This window comes from Massilia sp. 01N417, from assembly GCF_056399645.1.
Genome location: NZ_JBFTRS010000007.1, coordinates 47,328 through 65,496 on the forward strand (window position 1 = coordinate 47,328; position 18,169 = coordinate 65,496).

The 18,169-nt window shown below is 67.0% G+C and carries 13 protein-coding genes; 10 read left to right on the top strand and 3 right to left on the bottom strand.

Features of this window, described 5'->3' with window-relative positions; translation table 11 throughout:
* Window positions 1–191 precede the first annotated feature (191 nt).
* From AC1DOQ_RS09790 to AC1DOQ_RS09800, 3 genes are all read right to left on the bottom strand, one after another.
* Complete coding sequence (locus tag AC1DOQ_RS09790) at window positions 192–1,145, bottom strand: IS1595 family transposase (RefSeq protein WP_477362625.1); 954 nt, start codon at window positions 1,143–1,145, stop codon at window positions 192–194.
* Window positions 1,146–1,421: 276 nt separating this feature from the next.
* A complete protein-coding gene (locus AC1DOQ_RS09795; protein ID WP_477362627.1) occupies window positions 1,422–2,255 on the bottom strand; it encodes an HDOD domain-containing protein in 834 nt (277 codons plus the stop codon).
* 18 nt (window positions 2,256–2,273) lie between these two features.
* Complete coding sequence (locus AC1DOQ_RS09800) at window positions 2,274–2,555, bottom strand: hypothetical protein (protein WP_442123947.1); 282 nt, start codon at window positions 2,553–2,555, stop codon at window positions 2,274–2,276.
* Between the two features lie 109 nt (window positions 2,556–2,664).
* Between AC1DOQ_RS09800 and AC1DOQ_RS09805 the strand changes: the two genes are divergently transcribed.
* The 10 genes from AC1DOQ_RS09805 (at window position 2,665) to AC1DOQ_RS09850 (ending at window position 18,128) form a co-directional block, all read left to right on the top strand.
* Window positions 2,665–3,576 (top strand): DMT family transporter, encoded by a 912-nt coding sequence (locus AC1DOQ_RS09805; RefSeq protein WP_477362629.1) that lies wholly within the window; start codon window positions 2,665–2,667, stop codon window positions 3,574–3,576.
* 30 nt (window positions 3,577–3,606) lie between these two features.
* The gene (locus AC1DOQ_RS09810; RefSeq protein WP_477362631.1) at window positions 3,607–4,548 is read left to right on the top strand and encodes a GlxA family transcriptional regulator; all 942 of its coding nucleotides are present in this window, start codon (window positions 3,607–3,609) and stop codon (window positions 4,546–4,548) included.
* Between the two features lie 270 nt (window positions 4,549–4,818).
* Window positions 4,819–6,060 carry an acetylornithine/succinyldiaminopimelate transaminase gene (locus AC1DOQ_RS09815; protein ID WP_477362633.1) on the top strand — a complete coding sequence of 414 codons (1,242 nt, stop codon included), beginning with the start codon at window positions 4,819–4,821 and terminating at the stop codon, window positions 6,058–6,060.
* Window positions 6,061–6,123: 63 nt separating this feature from the next.
* A complete protein-coding gene (locus AC1DOQ_RS09820; protein ID WP_477362635.1) occupies window positions 6,124–7,167 on the top strand; it encodes an arginine N-succinyltransferase in 1,044 nt (347 codons plus the stop codon).
* Between the two features lie 13 nt (window positions 7,168–7,180).
* Window positions 7,181–8,215, top strand: a complete 1,035-nt coding sequence (astA, locus tag AC1DOQ_RS09825) for an arginine N-succinyltransferase (protein WP_477362637.1) — start codon at window positions 7,181–7,183, stop codon at window positions 8,213–8,215.
* Window positions 8,208–9,689 carry a succinylglutamate-semialdehyde dehydrogenase gene (gene astD, locus AC1DOQ_RS09830; RefSeq protein WP_477362639.1) on the top strand — a complete coding sequence of 494 codons (1,482 nt, stop codon included), beginning with the start codon at window positions 8,208–8,210 and terminating at the stop codon, window positions 9,687–9,689. The genes astA and astD overlap by 8 nt, the downstream gene beginning before the upstream one ends.
* Window positions 9,690–9,705: 16 nt before the next feature.
* Window positions 9,706–11,049 (top strand): N-succinylarginine dihydrolase, encoded by a 1,344-nt coding sequence (gene astB, locus AC1DOQ_RS09835; protein ID WP_477362641.1) that lies wholly within the window; start codon window positions 9,706–9,708, stop codon window positions 11,047–11,049.
* A gap of 198 nt (window positions 11,050–11,247) precedes the next feature.
* Window positions 11,248–15,960: an NAD-glutamate dehydrogenase domain-containing protein gene (locus AC1DOQ_RS09840; RefSeq protein ID WP_477362643.1), complete on the top strand. Its 4,713-nt coding sequence runs from the start codon at window positions 11,248–11,250 to the stop codon at window positions 15,958–15,960.
* A 4-nt stretch (window positions 15,961–15,964) separates the two neighbouring features.
* Entirely contained in the window at window positions 15,965–16,960 is a 996-nt protein-coding gene (locus AC1DOQ_RS09845) for a succinylglutamate desuccinylase (RefSeq protein ID WP_477362645.1), read from the top strand.
* 52 nt (window positions 16,961–17,012) lie between these two features.
* Window positions 17,013–18,128 carry an NADH:flavin oxidoreductase/NADH oxidase gene (locus tag AC1DOQ_RS09850; protein WP_477362647.1) on the top strand — a complete coding sequence of 372 codons (1,116 nt, stop codon included), beginning with the start codon at window positions 17,013–17,015 and terminating at the stop codon, window positions 18,126–18,128.
* Window positions 18,129–18,169 lie beyond the last annotated feature (41 nt).

Below are 18,169 nucleotides of genomic sequence, written 5' to 3' on the forward strand. Positions count from 1 at the left end.
GCGGGTTTTTTTTTGCCTAAACGGCATTGCAGAATTATTTCAAGATTTAGATCAAAAAATTTAACAAATGTGAGTTCGCGCACAGAGTGCTCAGGTTCAGGGAACTAAGATGGACTCGTCTCTTTCAGGACATCCCTAGTTTTGGACTTTACCCGCTCCCTGGAGCGGGTTTTTTTTTGGCGCTGTTCGCGCTAGGTGTTGAATCTGCCCAGAGCCGCTCTCAAAAAGGCATCCGCACTGGCGATCCGCCGCCCATCCAGCGCCCAGCGCCAGCCGAAGTAATGGGGCAGATAGCGGCTGGCGACGCCGCGGAAAGGCAGCAGCCAGGCGCGCATCCGGCTGTGGTACGCGTTCACATTTTGGATGTGCAGCGCACCGCGCCTTCGTTCGCCGGCGCTCGCGTTGATGGCCTCATGTGAGATCCCGAGCTCCCGCGCGAATGCCGGATAGGCGGCGTGGCTGTCGGTCACCAGCAGCACGTCGCGCTCCAGCCTTGGCCCCAGGTGTTGCAATAGCTGACGCTTGCTGACGCTTCCCTTGCCGGTCACGGCGTCGATGGTCTGGCCGCTGCGATCGCGCGCGACGAGGATGCACACCTGCTCGTTCGAGATCCCACGCTTTGTCGCCTTGCCGCCGCGCTTTCGTGGTGGACGGCCGAGGCTTCTGGAACCCTTGTGCGATTCGAGCACATACATCTCATCGGCTTCGGCGATACCGCTCAAGCGCTGCGAGCGGTCATCCTTGCTCAAGGCCAGGAAGCGGTGACGCCATCGAAAGCTGGTCGCACTGGCCACGCCGATCTCGCGCGCCGCGCGGCGCACGCTGCGGGAGTCGAGCATGCCGCCGAGGTAGTCGAGCCATTGCCCTTTGTAGCGTAGCCGGGCCAGCGGTGTGCCGCTGAGCAGGTTGAAGGTGCGACGGCAACTGCGGCAGCGGTAGCGCTGCAGTCCATGTGCATGACCGTGACGATAGGGTTTGCTGGCCTGGCAATGCGGGCAAAAGGGTGGTGCAGCGGGCTGTTCGACGATCTCAAGTACGCGGTCGAGGCCGGCCACCGATTGCAGCAGTTCGAGCAGGCGGGCGCGTTGCCGCCGGGTCAAGCTGGTGAGGCGTTGCAGGAACTGCTCGAACTGCCGTGCTTGCATGGCGTCTCCGTCAACGGTTCAGGTCGACATTGGACCGCAGGCTTACGGAAAAGATTCCACACTTGGCGCGAACAGCGCCTTTTTTTTGCCTGCTTATTGCCTGCCGAAAGTCTCAGCCTGGAAACCGCCGAACTGCTGGGACAGTGGGCGCTGCGGCAGGGAGCGGTGGCGGTGCAGGGCATCTACCGTTCGGCGAGCCGCGTGGAACGGCAGCGCGCTCGCGCATGCAGGCCGGCCTGGCGCGGACAAAGCCTTGTTGCGCTTTGGCTGAGGACTTCAGTCCAGCGCCGTTACCAGGCTGCGCACTTCGTCTTCCGATTCCTGCACGATCAGCGCCAGGGTGCCGTCGCCGACCGCGAAGTCGATGGTGGCGCTGGCCTGGGTCGGGCTGAAGCCCGGGCGTTCGAGCAGGGGAGAGGGAACCGGGGCCAGGTCCTTGGCCAGCATCAGGGTGTCGCCCAGGGTTTCCGGCGGCAGGGCGCGCATGCCGTTCCACAAGGCTTCGATCGCATCCGTCACCGGGCCCGGGACGCCCAGCTTGAGCAGGACGCCGCGGCCGATCTCGATCTGGCCGTGCTCGATCCATTCGTCGGCGCCGCCGTCCAGCAGGCCGGGGAACTCGCCTGCCCGCGACAGCAGGTAGAAGCCGCCGACCTCGTGCACGATGCCGGCAAACATCGCCGTGTCCGGATCGACGAAGGAGACGCGCCGCGCGATCACCAGCGCCAGCGCGGCGACGTTGGCCGAGTGCTGCCACAGCTGGTCGGCCTTGGCGCGCAGCAGCGGGTCGCTGACGCCGCTGGCCAGCTGACGCACGATGATGGAGGCGGCCAGCGCCCCCAGCGTGCGAAAGCCGACCCGCTGCACGGCGGCGCGGACGTTGGTGACGTCGTTGCCGGCGCGGTTATAGGCGGCCGAGTTGGCGATGGCGACGGTGCGCGCGGCCAGCAGCGGCTCGGTCTGCACCAGGCGTGCGGCTTCCTCGACGTGGCAGTCGGGATCGCTCAGCGCGCGCTGCAGCTTGAGCGTGGCGTTGACGTGGGTCGGGAAAGCCAGCTCGCCGCGCGCGGCTTGCGCGGCAATGCTCTTGAGGGCGTCGAGTCTATCCATGGGGAAATATTATACGGCTCAGGGCTCGCTGAAAATGGCGTCGCAGCCATCTTTCGGCTCTTCCGTATCCTGCAGCTCGTCGACCAGGCCCAGGTCGAACAATTCCTCGACGGCGTTCATGAAGCTGTTGATTTTGGTGGCGCCGATCAGGCGATAGATTTCGCCGGCTTCGTTGCGCACGCCGATCAGCATCTTTTCCTGCTTCACCTCGTCGGGCGGGGCGACGTCGAGCAGCAGGTTGCCGATGATGTGCTTGTCGAAATGGGCGGGCTTTTTACCTTCGAGCAGGGCGGTTTTCACGGGTTGGTCTTCCTTTCTTGTGAACTGGATCGGATTATAGCGGTCGGCGCGCCCTGAGGGTCGCCGCCCGGGATTCGCGTTTTGCGGCCGGGACAGTTACCATATCGCCATGACCCAGCAGCTGCGCGGCATTGCCGCCCTCATCCTCGTCGTCCTCGTGTGGGGCACGACCTTCCCGGCCATGAAAGACCTCACCGCGACCTTTTCGCCGGTGTGGATCATTTTGACGCGCTTCGCGCTGGCGGTCGTCATCCTGTCTCCCTTCCTGTGGCGCGCGCATTGGAGCGACCTGCGCGCGGGCGTGTTGCTGGGCCTGGTCCTGTTCTTCTGCTACCTGTTCCAGGTCGAGGGCCTGGCGCTGACCAGTTCGAACCGTAACGCCTTCATCACCGGCCTGAACGTGCTGGTGGTGCCGCTGCTGGGCATCCTCGGCGGACGCCTGCCGGAGCGCCGCATCGTGCTCGCGCTGGTGCTGGCGGTGGCCGGCCTGGCCGCCCTGTGCTGGGACGGCGGCGCCTGGGGCACGGGCGACACGCTGGCGCTGCTGGGCGCCTTCTGCTTCGGCGCCTACGTCAAGATCATGGAAATCCGCACCCGCACCGCCAAGCGCCTGCTGAGCGTGACGGCGGCCCAGATCGGCACCGTGGCCGTGTGCGCGGCCGCGTGGCTGCTGCTGCGCGAAGTGCCGCGCGGCGTCGGCGTGCTGGAGGACGCCAACAATTACTGGCGCTACGTCGGCGCCAACCTGCTGGCCTACTGGCCGAACTTCGCCTACCTGGGCGTGGTCTGCACCGCCGCCATCATCTCGCTGCAGGTCTGGGGCCAGTCGCGCACCAGCGCCAACGAGGCGGCCGTGATCTACGCCTTCGAGCCGGGCGCGGCGGCCTTCTTCGGCTATTTCTGGCTGGGCGAGGCGATGACGGCCCGCGGCTGGCTCGGCGCCGCCCTGTTGATCTCCGGTATGATTGTCAGTCAATGGAATACCGAGAGCCGCCCGGCGGGCGCGCTCGCCCCCGAGTGATGATCCCGACCCCTGTTCCGCATCGTTTCGATGTCGCACGCTGAACTGTCCAGCCTCGCGCAGGAAGCGCCCTTGCGCGTGCTGCTGGTGAATGCCGGCGAGCCGGATTCCCTGACCTGGGCCGGGATCGTGCAGCCGCTGCGCCTGGCGGCCAAGATGGTGGGGCCGCAGCGTCTGATCGTCGACGTGCGCACGCCCGATAAATTCGGCGGCGACGGCCAGCGCCACTGGCACCTGGTGCTGCTGGTCGCCGATGAAGCCGAGGCCGGCCTGCGGCCCGCCAATATGCGCCTGCTGGCCCAGCGCTGCCGCGCCGCGCCCTGCTGGGGAGGCGTGGGCGCCGGCGTGCTGTGGCTGGCCGAGGCGGGCGCCTTCAACGGCGCGCGCACCGCGCTGCCGTGGTCGCTGTACCCGGATGCCGAGACCTTCGCCGACCAGGCCCTGTTCAGCCCCCACCTGTTCGAGATCGACGGCGCGCGCCTGACCTGCTGCGGCGGCGGCGCCAGCATCGACTTCGCCCTGACCCTGGTCGAGATCCTGTTCGGCGCCACGGTCCAGGCCCAGGTCAAGGAAGTGCTGTGCGTGGACCGCGTGCGCGGCCAGGAAGAGCGCCAGCGGGTCGCCCTGCAGGCCCGCTTCGGCGTGCTGCAGCCCAAGCTGACCGAGGCCGTGACCCTGATGGAAGCCAACATCGAAGAGCCGCTCTCGACCGACGAGATCGCCCAGCTGGCCGGCATCTCGCGGCGCCAGCTGGAGCGCCTGTTCAAGCAATACCTGGGCAGCCTGCCGTCGCGCTACTACCTCGAACTGCGCCTGAAACGCGCCCGCCAGCTGCTGCGCGACACCAACCACTCGATCGTGCAGGTGGGCCTGATGTGCGGCTTCTCCTCCGGCTCCCACTTCTCCACCGCCTTCGGCGCCCTGTTCGGCAACACCCCGCGCGAAGAACGCCAGCGCAAACTCGCTGAGTAATTTCCCAAATTCGGGGTCAGGTCCATTTTTCTCGGCGGGATAGGCGATGATGAGTGGCATTGGCTGGCTATAAGTGCAAAATTGAAGAAGTTGACAAAATAAAGTGCTCTGACCCCGAATTTTGCTTGAGATAGCGCAAAAGTTGCTCGTCCAAAAATGAAAATGCCTGTCGCAGTTTGGAAAGAACTGCAAGGGTCGTGTTTCTATAATGGGTCGCTCGGCGCGGCTGCTGGAGTTCGCGCGACTCTTATTTGGATGAGGATGAACGTCATGAATGCTAAGCTCGAATCGGGTGTCACCACGCGGCCTGTTACACGCCAGACTTTCGACGAGGTCCTCGTCCCGACCTACGCCCCGGCCGCGATGGTCCCGGTGCGCGCTTCCGGCCTGGATGTCTGGGACCAGGAAGGCAAGCATTACCTCGACTTCACCTCCGGCATCGCCGTCTCCAGCCTCGGCCACTGCAACCCGGTGCTGGTCGACGCCGTGACGCGCCAGATCAATACCCTGTGGCACCTCGGTAACGGCTACACCAACGAGCCGGTGCTGCGCCTGGCCTCGGCCCTGACGGAAGCGACCTTCGCCGACCGCGCCTTCTTCTGCAACTCCGGTGCCGAAGCCAACGAAGCCGCCCTCAAGCTGGCCCGCAAGTACGCGCACACCAAGTTCGGCCCGCACAAGTCGCGCATCGTGTCCTGCCTGTCGTCCTTCCACGGCCGCACCCTGTTCACCGTCTCGGTCGGCGGCCAGCCGAAGTACACCGAAGGCTTCGAGCCGCTGCCGCAGGAAATCAACCACATCGCCTACAACGACATCGAGTCCGCGCGCGCCGCGATCCTTGACGACGTCGCCGCCGTGATTGTCGAGCCGATCCAGGGCGAGGGCGGCGTGATCCCGGGCGATATCGAATTCCTGAAAGCCCTGCGCGAGCTGTGCGACAAGACCGGCGCCCTGCTGGTGTTCGACGAAGTGCAGTCGGGCGTGGGCCGCACCGGCACCCTGTACGACTACATGAACGTGGGCGTGACCCCGGACATCCTGACCTCGGCCAAGGCCCTGGGCAACGGCTACCCGATCGGCGCCATGCTGACCACCGAAGAGATCGCCCAGCACTTCAACGTCGGCTCGCACGGCACCACCTACGGCGGCAACCCGCTGGCCGCGACCGTCGCCCTGAACGTGCTCGAGCAGATCAACCAGCCGGCCTTCCTGGCCCGCGTGAACGAAGCCAGCGCCAAGCTGTTCGCCCAGCTGGAAAAACTGTCGAGCGACTTCCCCCAGCTGTTCGGCAAGCCGCGCGGCAAGGGCCTGCTGGTCGGCCTGCCGATGGCGGAAGGCTTCAAGGGCCGCGCCAAGGATTACACCAAGGCCGCGGAGAAGCTCGGCCTGATGCTCCTGATCGCCGGCCCCGACGTCGTGCGCCTGGCGCCGGCCCTGGTCGTCAGCGACGCCCAGCTGCTCGAAGCCGACCGCATCATGCGCGACGCCGCCCAAGCCTTCATCGCCGGCTGATACGCGCCATCCGCCGGCTGCTTCGACGCAGCCGGCCTGCCTGACTCTTGATCGGGAGTTCCCATGTATGTTGTCCGTCCGGTAGAGCCCGCGGATGTCGGCGCCCTCGAGGCGCTGCTGGCCACCGCCATGCCGGGAGTGCATACCCTGCCGCGCACGCGCGAGAAGATCGCCGCCCTGGTCGAGCGATCAAGCGCCTCGTTCGCGGCCCACGTCGACATCCCCAGCGAGGAAACCTATCTGTTCGTGCTGGAGGACCTCGAGCACCATGAACTGGTGGGCACCGCCTCGATCCACGCCTCGGCCGGCTCGAACGGTACCTATTTCGCGTTCCGTAACGATGTGATCCAGCAGGTCTCGCGCGACCTGAACATCAGCCACAGCGTGCATGCGCTGACCCTGTGCTCGGAGCTGACCGCCTACTCGCAGCTGTCGGGCTTCACGATCCACCACCGCAACAAGGCCAACTACCGCGCCGGCCCCGAAGCGGCCCTGCTGTCGCGCGCCAGGCTGCTGTACGCCGTGCTGGCGCCGCACCGTTTCGGCGACCGCTTCTTCGTGCCGCTGGCCGGCGTTACCGACGACCACGGCCAGTCGCCGTTCTGGGATGCGCTCGGCCGCAAGTTCTTCAAGATGGATTTTCTCGATGCCGAACGTACCATCGGCGGCGCCCGCAACCGCACCCTGATCGTCGAGCTGATGCCGCACTATCCGGTGTACGTGCCGCTGCTGCCCGGTCCGGCGCAGGCGGCGATGGGCCAGATCCACCCGGATGGCCAGCTGGCGTTCGACTTGTTGACGGAGGAGGGCTTCGAGGCCGACGAGTACATCGACATCTTCGATGGCGGCCCGATCCTGCAGGCGCATAAGAACGCGCTGCGCTCCTTCCGCGGCTCGATGGTGCGCCGCGTCGCGACCCAGGACCAGCCGCCGGGCGCACCGGACACCATGGCCAGCTACGCGGTGGCCAGCAGCGAGCGCAAGTTCCGCGCCATCGTCGTGTCCTGCGCGCCGGCCGAAAGCAGCGAGGCGCTGTGCCTGCCCGCCTGGGCCCAGCAGGCGCTCGGCGTCGCGCCGGGCGATAACGTCATCTGCGTGCGCATTTAAAGGAAACCGACCCATGCTCTTGATTCGCGCAATCACCCTGGACGACGTCGATCCGCTGATCGAGATGGCGCGCCAGGTCGGCAGCGGCATGACGACCCTGAAACCGGACCGCGACATGCTGGGCGAACGCGTGAACACCGCGGTCGCTTCCTTCGCCCAGACCATCCCGCCGGAACAGCGCGACTACATGTTCGTGCTGGAAGACACCGCCAACCATCGCCTGGCCGGCGTGTGCGCCATCAAGGGCGCGGTCGGCCTCACCGAACCGTTCTACAACTACCGCATCGGCACCCTGGTCCATTCCAGCCGCGAGCTGGGCGTGTTCACCCGCATGGACACGCTCTACCTGTCGAACGACCTGACCGGTTCGAGCGAACTGTGCTCGCTGTTCCTGATGCCGGAATACCGCACCGGCCATAACGGCAAGTGGCTCTCCAAGAGCCGCTTCCTGTTCATCGCCCAGTTCCAGCACCTGTTCACCGAGAAGATCATCGCCGAGATGCGCGGCTTCCAGGCCGAGGACGGCACTTCGCCGTTCTATGAGGGTCTCGGCCGCCATTTCTTCAAGATGGATTTCGATCACGTCGACGGCCTGACCGCGATCGGCAAGAAGTCCTTCATCGCCGAGCTGATGCCGCGCCAGCCGCTGTACGTGGCCTACCTGCCGGAAGACGCCCAGGCCGTGATCGGCCAGGTGCACCGCTCGACGCTGCCGGCGAGGAAGCTGCTCGAGCAGGAAGGCATGCACTACGAGGGTTACGTCGACATCTTCGACGCCGGTCCGGTGCTGCAGGGCCGCGTGGCCGAGCTGCGCGCGGTGCGCGACAGCGTGCTGACCGTGGCCGAGGAAGGCGCGCCGGAAGGCGAGTGCGACACCACCCTGGTCTCGAACACGAAGCTCGGCGATTTCCGCATGATCCTCGCGCAAACCTGCGATGGCGGCACCAAGGTGGCGCTGTCGGTACGCGAACTGCAGCTGCTGCATTGCCAGGCGGGCGACCCCGTGCGCACGCTGTCACTCAATGTAAGGAAGAATACGAATGGCTAATCTGTCTAACTACATCGGCGGCGAATGGCTCGCCGGCAGCGGCCAGGAACTGGTCACCATCGATCCGTCGACCGGCCGCCAGACCTGGACCAGCAAGGAATCGAACCCCGACGACGTGGCCCGCGCGGTGCAGGCGGCGCGCGATGCCTTCGAAGACTGGGCCCTGACCCCGCTCGAGCAGCGCATCGCGATCTGCCAGCGCTTCCGCGACCTGCTCAAGGAGCACAACGAGGAACTGGCCGCGATCATCGCCGAGGAAGTCGGCAAACCGCTGTGGGAAGCCCGCACCGAAGTCACGACCATGGCCAACAAGGTCGACATCTCGGTGCAATCCTACGGCGCGCGCACCGGCGAGAGCGCCGCCAAGGTCGCCGACGGCAATGCCGTGCTGCGCCACCGCCCGCATGGCGTGTTCGCCGTCTTCGGCCCGTACAACTTCCCCGGCCACCTGCCGAACGGCCACATCGTGCCGGCCCTGATCGCCGGGAACACCCTGGTCTTCAAGCCCAGCGAATATGCGCCGCGCACCGCCGTGCGCACGGTCCGGCTGTGGGAACAGGCCGGCCTGCCGAAAGGCGTGCTGAACCTGGTCAACGGCGGCCGCGAGACCGGCATTGCGCTGGGCGCCAACCAGGACGTCGACGGCGTGCTGTTCACCGGCAGCAGCCAGACCGGCGCCGCCCTGCACAAGCAGTTCGGCGGCATGCCGGGCAAGATGCTGGCCCTGGAAATGGGCGGTAATAATCCGCTGGTGGTGTGGGACGTCGACGATCAGAAGGAAAAGCTCGATGCCGCCGTCCACCACGCCGTGATGTCGGCCTTCATTTCGGCCGGCCAGCGCTGCACCTGCGCGCGCCGCCTGATCGTGCAGGACACCCCCCAGGGCCAGGCCTTCATCGACCGCCTGGTCGAGGTGGCGGGCAAGCTGGTGGTCGGCCCCTCGAACGCCGATCCGCAACCCTTCATGGGCCCGGTGGTATCGAGCGCGGTGGCCGGGCGCCTGGTCGAAGCCCAGCAGATGATGGAAGCGAAGGGCGGCAAGGTGCTGCTGCGCATGCGCCAGCTGGATCCGGACAACGGCTTCGTCACCGCCGGCATCGTCGACGTCACCGGCGTGCAGGGCATCCCGGACGAGGAATGGTTCGGCCCCCTGTTGCAGATCATCCGCGTGCCCGATTTCGACAGCGCGATCAAGGCCGCCAACGCCACCGAGTTCGGCCTGGCCGCCGCGCTGCTGTCGCCGTCGGAAGAATTGTGGAAGCGCTTTGCCGTCAAGGCCAGGGCCGGCGTGGTGAACTGGAACCGCCCGACCACCGGCGCAGCCAGCTCGGCGCCGTTCGGCGGCGTGGGCAAGTCGGGCAACCACCGCCCGAGTGCCTACTACGCAGCCGACTACTGCGCCTATCCGGTCGCCTCGATCGAAACCTCTGATCTGGAAATGCCGGCCAAACTGTCCCCCGGACTGAGCTTCTAAGACTATGGCGCCTGATATGTTCAATGCCCGCGAATTCAACTTCGACGGCCTGGTAGGGCCTTCGCACAACTACGCCGGCCTCTCCTTCGGCAACGTCGCCTCCTTCAACAACGTGAAGAGCGCGTCGAACCCGAGGCAGGCTGCCCTGCAGGGCCTGGCCAAGATGCGCGAGCTGGCCGCGCGCGGCTTCGCGCAGGCCGTGCTGCCGCCGCAGGCGCGCCCGAACTTCCGCCTGCTGCGCCGCCTTGGTTTCAGCGGCACGGACGCCGACGTGCTGGCCCAGGCCTGGCGCGAAGCGCCGGTGATCCTGGCCTGCGCCTGGTCCGCTTCGCCGATGTGGACCGCGAACGCCGCCACCGTCAGCCCGTCGAGCGACACCGCGGACGGCCGCGTGCACTTCACGGCCGCCAACCTGAACAACAAGCTGCACCGCGCCGAAGAGCACATCCAGTCGACCCGCACCCTGCGCGCGCTGTTCGCGAACAGCGACCGCTTCGTGGTGCACGAGCCGCTGCCGTCGACCCCGGCATTCGGCGACGAGGGCGCGGCCAACCACACCCGCTTCGCCAGCGCCCACGGCGCCGCCGGCGTCGAGTTCTTCGTCTACGGCCGGGTGGAATTCGACCCGTCCGCACCGAGCCCGAAAAAATACCCGGCGCGCCAGACCCTCGAAGCCTCGCAGGCGATCGCCCGCCTGCACGGCCTGGATGCGGCGCGCACCGTGTTCGCTTCGCAGAACCCGGACGTGATCGACCAGGGCGTGTTCCACAACGACGTGATCGCGGTCGGCAACGGCAACGTGCTGTTCTACCACGAGCAGGCCTTTCTGGATGAGACCGCGACCCTGGACGCGCTGCGCCGTGCGCTCGCCAACGTCGACGCCGACCTCGCCGCGGTGCGTGTCGATACCAGCATGGTGCCGGTCGCGGACGCGGTGGCCAGCTACCTGTTCAACAGCCAGCTGCTGTCGAAACCGGATGGCCGCATGGCGCTGGTGGTACCGCACGAATGCCGCGAGAACGCCGCGGTCTCGCGCTACCTGGGCGGGCTGGTCGCGAGCGGCGGCCCGATCGACGAACTGATCGAGTTCGACCTGCGCCAGAGCATGCGCAACGGCGGCGGCCCGGCCTGCCTGCGCCTGCGCGTGGCGCTGACCGACACTGAAGCGGCCGCGATGCACCAGGGCGTGATCATGAGCGAGGAGCTCTACGCGAAACTGGTGCCCTGGGTCGAGCGCCACTACCGCGACCGCGTCGAGCCGAAGGACCTGGCCGACCCGCAGCTGGCGATCGAATGCGCCGCCGCGCTGGAAGAACTGGAGGGCCTGCTCGGCCTGCCCGGATTGTACGACCTGGATTAACGAAGAGTCCCCGAAAATATTGCCGCATGGATACGGAACTGCCTCGCCAGCGTCATTACGGCATGTTCTAATAGCGGATTAGCTTTCGGGATAAGAAAGCAAGAATCTGGATGGGACAACCCCGTCCGCATAAGCCTGAGCACGCGTGGCCACAAGCCGTAGCGGACTCGGCATCAACACTCAGCTTTGGAGAAGCAAATGAATAAAGACATGCCGTCGGACCTGCGTACCCGTACGCTCGCCCTGGTTAACGAGAAAAATGCGGAAAACAAGCCCGCCGAACAGCTCGGTGCGCTGATCGGCGCCTGGCTCGGTTCCCTCGACGACGAGGACCTGGCGGGCGTTTCGCCGGACAGCCTGGCGGCGATCCTGCAGGACGGCTTCGCCCAGGTTGCGCAACGCACCGGCCAGGGCTGCCAGATTGCCCAGATGCGCTACACCGACGGGCGCTGCGGCATGTCGACCGCTCTCCTGATCCTCAACGAGGATATGCCCTACCTGGTCGATTCCTTCGTGATGGCGCTGCGCCGCCAGCGCGTGGTGGCGACCGGTGTGATGAATGCCGTGCTGCCGGTTCGCCGCGACGCGAATGGCGCCGTGGCCGCCGTCGGCGAAGCCGGCGCGCCGCTGGAATCCTATGTACTCTGCCTGCTGGGTGAAGACCTGCCGCAGGAAGAGCTGGCTGCCCTGGTCGAGCGCCTGCAGATGGTGGCGCGCGACGCCGCCGTCGTCCACCGCGACGCCGTCGCCATGGGCGACCGCATGAGCGCCGTGGCCGCCGACGCCGCCGCGCAGGGCACCCCTGCCGGCCAGGAAGTCGCCGCCTTCCTCGAATGGGCAAGGAACGAAGGCTTCGAGCCCTTCGGCTACGCCTACTACTTCGTCAAGCCGGGCGTGCGCGAACTCGAACGCGACATCCCGAGCCGTATCGGCGTGCTGCAGGACACCTCGCACCCGGTCTACGCGACGAGTATCCAGAACATCCCGGGCGACTTCGAGATCCTGTCGAAGCGCGAAGAGACCCTGTCGATCGTGAAGGCCGACGTCGCCGGCACCCTGCACCGCGACCAGCCGCTCGACTTCATCGGCGTGCGCGCCACCGACGCCCAGGGCAACACCATCGGCGAACACTGCTTCATCGGCCTGTTCACCCGCGCCGCCACCTCGACCCCGCTGGCGCGCCTGCCGTTCGCGCGCGGCCGCGTCGCCAAGGTGCTCGGCATTGCCGGCGTGCGCCAGGAAGGCTTCCGCGCCGAGAAATTCCTGGAGATCCTCGAATCGCTGCCGCGCACCGAAGCGCTGGAAGCCGATCCGGAATGGCTGGCCCAGGTCTGCAGCGCCGTGGTCTCGCTGTACAAGCAGCCGCGCGCCAAGGTGTTCGCGCGCCGCGACGTCTACGGCCGCCACCTGAACGTGCTGGTCTACCTGCCGCGCGAGCGCTACAGCGCCGCCGTGGTGGCCGCCCTGGCCCAGGCCCTGAAGGACAGCTCGGGCGCCAGCGACGTGCGCACCCAGACCCTGGTGGCCGATGGCCCGCTGGCCCGCGTCTACCTGATCGCCCAGGCCGCGCGCAATCCGCTCGACCTGGAAACCGACATCCAGCAGCCGCTGCTGTCCGTGCTGGACGGCTGGCATGACCGCTACACCACGCTGACCGATGGCGTCGAAGACGTCCCGACCCGCAACGCGCTGCGCAAGCTGCTGCCGACCCTGCCGGTCAACTACGTCGCCGCCACCGCGCCGGAAGTCGCCTTCCGCGACGTCGCCGCCATCCTCGGCAACGGCAAGCCGAACCACGTATCGGTGCGCATCGAGAGCGATGCCGCGACCGGCGCTTCGCTCCGCCTGTATTCGACCGGCAGCGTGCCTTCGCTGTCGCGCATCCTGCCGGCCCTGCAGAACGCCGGCGTGGCGATCGACCGCGAGCAGGCCTTCGCGATCACCACCACCGACGGCGCCCGCCACTTCGTGACCAGCCTGATCGTCGATGCGGAAAGCGCGGCCAAGCTGGCCAAGCCGGGCATCGCCGAGGTGGCCGAAGAGCTGTTCGCCGCCCTGTTCAACGATGAAGCGGAAGACGGCCGCCTGAACGGCCTGACCATCGAAGGCGGACTGTCGACCCGCGAAGTGCAGCTGGTGCGCGCCTACATCAGCTACTGGCGCCAGGCCGGCAGCAAGTTCTCGACCCGCTACATGGCCGAAACCCTGCGCCTGCGCGCCGGCCTGGTGCGCGAACTGGTGGAAGGCTTCAAGCTGCGCTTCGATCCGAAGCTGGGCGAAGACGAGCGTGCCTCCGGCAACGCCAAGCTGGCCGCGCTGAAGGCCGGCCTGGCCCAGGTCAACCACGCCGACACCGAAGAGATCATGGCCGCCCTGGTCGACCTGGTGATGGCGACCGTGCGTACGAATTACTTCCAGAACGAGGGGGAGAAGATCATCTTCAAGATCGCCACCGCCGACCTGGCGCTGGCCCCGGAACCGCGTCCGTGGCGCGAAATCTATGTGTTCTCGCGCCGCTTCGAAGGCGTGCACCTGCGCGGCGGCCCGGTCGCCCGCGGCGGCCTGCGCTGGTCGGACCGCATGGAAGACTACCGCACCGAAGTGCTGGGCCTGGTGAAGGCGCAGATGGTCAAGAACGCCGTGATCGTGCCGGCCGGCTCGAAGGGCGGCTTCGTCTGCAAGCAGATGCCGAAGGATGCCGCGCGTGAAGTGGTGGCGGCCGAGGGCGAAGCAGTCTACCGCCTGTTCATCTCCAGCCTGCTGGAAGTGACCGACAACCGCGTGCGCGGCGAGATCGTCGCACCGGGCGACACCGTCCGCTACGACCAGGACGACCCGTACCTGGTGGTGGCTGCCGACAAGGGCACCGCGACCTTCTCCGACATCGCCAACAGCATCGCCGTCTCGCGCGGCTTCTGGCTGGGCGACGCCTTCGCCTCGGGCGGCTCGAACGGCTACGACCACAAGAAGATGGGCATCACCGCGAAGGGCGCCTTCGAAGCCGTCAAGCGCCACTTCTACGAGATGGGCCATGACATGAACACCACCCCGATCACCATGGTCGGCGTGGGCGACATGTCGGGCGACGTGTTCGGCAACGGCGTGCTGCTGTCGAACCAGCTGAAACTGGTCGCTGCATTCGACCACCGCCACATCTTCCTGGATCCGACCCCGGACGTCGCCGTTTCCTTCAACGAGCGCAAGCGCATGTTCGCGCTGCCGCGTTCCTCGTGGGAAGACTACGACAAGAGCCTGATCTCGCAGGGCGGCGGCGTGTTCCCGCGCAGCGCCCGCCACATCGAGCTGACCCCGCAGGTCCGCGCCGCGCTGGGCATCGAAGAGACCAGCTTGACGCCGGAAGAGCTGATGCACCGCATCCTGCTGGCGCCGGTCGACCTGTTCTACAACGGCGGCATCGGCACCTACATCAAGGCCTCGACCGAGACCCACGCCCAGGTGCGTGACCGCGCCAACGACAATATCCGCGTCAACGGCAACGAACTGCGCTGCAAGGTCGTGGCGGAAGGCGGCAACCTGGGCGCGACCCAGGCCGGCCGTATCGAGTTCGCCCTGGCTGGCGGCCGCATCTTCACCGATGCGATCGACAACTCGGCAGGCGTGGACTGCTCCGACCACGAAGTCAACATCAAGATCTGGCTGGACACCGAAGTCAACGCCGGCCAGCTGCCGGAAGCGGACCGTAACCGCGTGCTGAACGAGATGACCGGCGCCGTGGAAGAGCTGGTCCTGCGCGACAACAAGCTGCAGACCCACCTGCTGGTGCGCGAAGCCCAGGCCCAGTCGAACAGCGCGGTGGTGGACGGCTATGCCGCCCTGATCGCCAGCCTCGAAGCCGAAGGCGCCGTCTCGCGCGAACTGGAACAGCTGCCGTCCGAGACCGAGCTGCAGCGCCGCAAGGCACTCGGCCAGGGCCTGACCACGCCGGAACTGGCGGTCGTCATCGCCAACGTCAAGAACCGCTTCAAGCGCATCCTGGCAGCCCTGCCGCTGACCGAGCAGCCGTGGGCCGAAACCGTGCTGCGTCCGTACTTCCCGGAACAGCTGGTCGCCACCCGCAAGCCGCTGGCGCACCCGCTGGCCAACGCCATCCTGGCGACCGTGCTGGCCAACGAGTCGGTCAACCGTTGCGGTCCGCTGATGCTGCGCGACCTGGCCCAGGAACACCGCATCGACGACGCCGAAGTGGTCAAGGCCTGGGGCCAGGCTTGGGCCGCCCTGCACCTGGCGCCGGTGTTCGACGCGCTCGACGCCGACGCCCTGAAGGTGCCGCGCGACGTCTCCCAGACCGTCGACGTGCGTACCCGCGTGATGCTGCGCACCGTGATCGAAGGCGTGCTGTCGCTGCCGGCGGAACAAGCCGGCGCCGGCGGCATGGCCGAGCTGTCCAACCTGTTCTCGCAGCCGGAGCAGCTGGCGCGCCTGAACCCGGGCAAGTCGGATGCGGACGCCCACGCCGGCCTGCCGCCGTCCTTCGCGCAGGCATGGAAGGCGGTCGACACGGTCGAATCGCTGGCGGCCTTCCTGTTCGCGGCGGTATCGGTGCAGCGTCCGGGCGGCATGTCGCTGGCCGATTTCCTGCAGGTCGGCATGCTGCTTCGCGCCGAATCCGGCATCGACACGCTGGAGCGCGGCCTGAAGCTGCCGGCCACCAGCAAGTCGCAGGAACAGCTGCGCAACTACGCGATGCAGGCCCTGCGCCGCACCCAGCAGCGCCTGCTGCTGACCGTGCTGGAACGTAGCAAGCAGACCGGCGACATGCAGGCCGCGGTGCAGGAAGTCACCAGCGCCATGGGCCTGACGGGCTTCGCCCAGCCGACCGACCTCGAACAGGCGATGCTGAACGTCTGGTCGCTGTCGGAAGGTTCGAGCCCGGAACGCATCGCGGCTTGATGTCATGAGCTCAGCTTCGTTCGAAGCACTGCCGGAATCGGTACGGGTCCTGGCCCAGGCCGATTTCGGCCAGGTGGCCGGCCTGTTCCGCGACGCCGGCTTCATCGTCGGCCTTCCCGCAAAGGGCGTGCTGACCGTGAAGCATGCGCAGGCCGACGCGGCGCGCGCAAGCGTGCTGCTGTCGGTGGGCGTGCACGGCGACGAGACCGGGCCGATCGAAATGGTCGCGCACCTGGTCGATGCGCTGTCGCGCGCTCCGCGGGAACTGAAGGTGGACCTGATGCTGTGCGTCGGCAGCATCGACGCCATCGCGGTCGGCAAGCGTTTCATCGACGCCGACCTGAACCGCATGTTCCGCCTCGAGCGCGGCGACCTCGCCGGCACCTTCGAGGCGGGCAGGGCCGACACCCTGATCGCCGCGACGCGTGCGTTCTTCGACGGTGCAGGCCCTCGACGCTGGCACCTCGACCTGCACACGGCGATTCGCGCCTCGCGCTATCCGAAGTTCGCGATCGTGCCGGAGTTGATCGAGGAGGGTGCGCGTAACGGCCTGATCGAATGGCTGGGGCAGGGCGGCATCGAAGCCGTCATCATGAACCCGAAGTCGGCCGGCACCTATTCGTACTGGACGGCGGAGCAGCACGGCGCCGCCGCCAGCACGGTGGAGCTGGGCCGCATCGGCACGCTGGGGCAGAACGACCTGTCGCAGTTTGCGGCGATGAGCGCGGCGCTGCATGCGCTGCTGCGCGGGGCGCCCGCGCCAATCGGGCAGGCGCCGCTGGTGTTCAACACCGCCCAGTCGATCATGAAGCTGTCCGATGCCTTCCGCATGAACTTCGGACGCGACACCGAGAACTTCACGCCCCTGAAAAAGGGCGAGGTCATCGCCACCGACGGCGATACCGTCTATACCGTCCAGCACGACGAGGAATTCGTCGTCTTCCCCAATCCGGACGTGCGTGTGGGTCTGCGCGCCGGAATCATGGTGGTGCGCACGTAATTCAATCGTGCGCGCTAGACTACCCCTTTCGACCGAAAGGGGAGTCTTTTTCATGAGCATGCTGTTTTCTCCGATCAAACTGGGCCCGCTGGAGCTGGCCAACCGGATCGCCATCGCGCCGATGTGCCAGTACTCGGCCGACGAAGGCCTGCCGACCGACTGGCACATGATCCACCTGGGCCACCTGGCGCTGTCCGGGGCGGGCCTCCTGATCATCGAGGCGACCGCGGTCACGCCGGAGGGACGCATCTCGCCCGAGGACCTGGGCCTGTGGTCCGACGAGCACGCGGCCGCGCTCGAACCCATCGTCAATGCGATGCGCCGCCATTCGCCAATCAAGATCGCGATCCAGCTCGGCCATGCCGGCCGCAAGGCATCCAGCGAAGTCCCGTGGCAGGGCGGGGCCAACATCCCGCCGGACCACCAGCGCGGCTGGCAGACCGTGGCGCCGTCCGCCATTCCGCATGCGCAGGGCGAGACCGTGCCGCTGGCGCTCGATGCCGACGGCCTGCAGCGCGTGAAGGAAGGTTTTGTCGCCAGCGCCCGCCGCGCCGATGCGCTCGGCCTGGATGCGATCGAGATCCACGGCGCCCACGGCTACCTGCTGCACCAGTTCCTGTCGCCGCTGTCGAACAAGCGCTCCGACGAATACGGCGGCTCGCTCGAGAACCGCATGCGCTTCCCGCTGGAAGTGTTCGATGCGATCCGCGCGGCCGTGTCGCCGGAGATGGTGGTCGGCATGCGCATCTCGGCCACCGACTGGGTCGAGGGCGGCTGGGACCTGGGGCAGAGCCTGGCCTTGTCCGAGGCGCTGGAACAGCGCGGCTGCCAGTTCCTGCACGTCTCGAGCGGCGGGCTGTCGCCGCTGCAGAAGATCCCGGTGGGGCCGGGATACCAGATCGAGTTCGCGGCCCGCATCAAGCAGGAAACCAGCATGCCGGTGATCGGCGTGGGATTGATCACCGAGGCCAAGCAGGCCGAGACCATCATCCAGACCGGCCAGGCCGACATGGTGGCGCTGGCGCGCGCGATGCTGTACGACCCGCGCTGGCCCTGGCATGCGGCGGCCGAACTCGGCGCCAGCGTGAGCGCGCCGCCGCAGTACTGGCGCTCCCAGCCCCACGAGTACAAGAACCTGTTCGGCGATACCCGCCTGGGCCAGCGCTGACGCCGTTCGTTCCGCGTTTCCTGCAGTTTGTCGCATGAGGA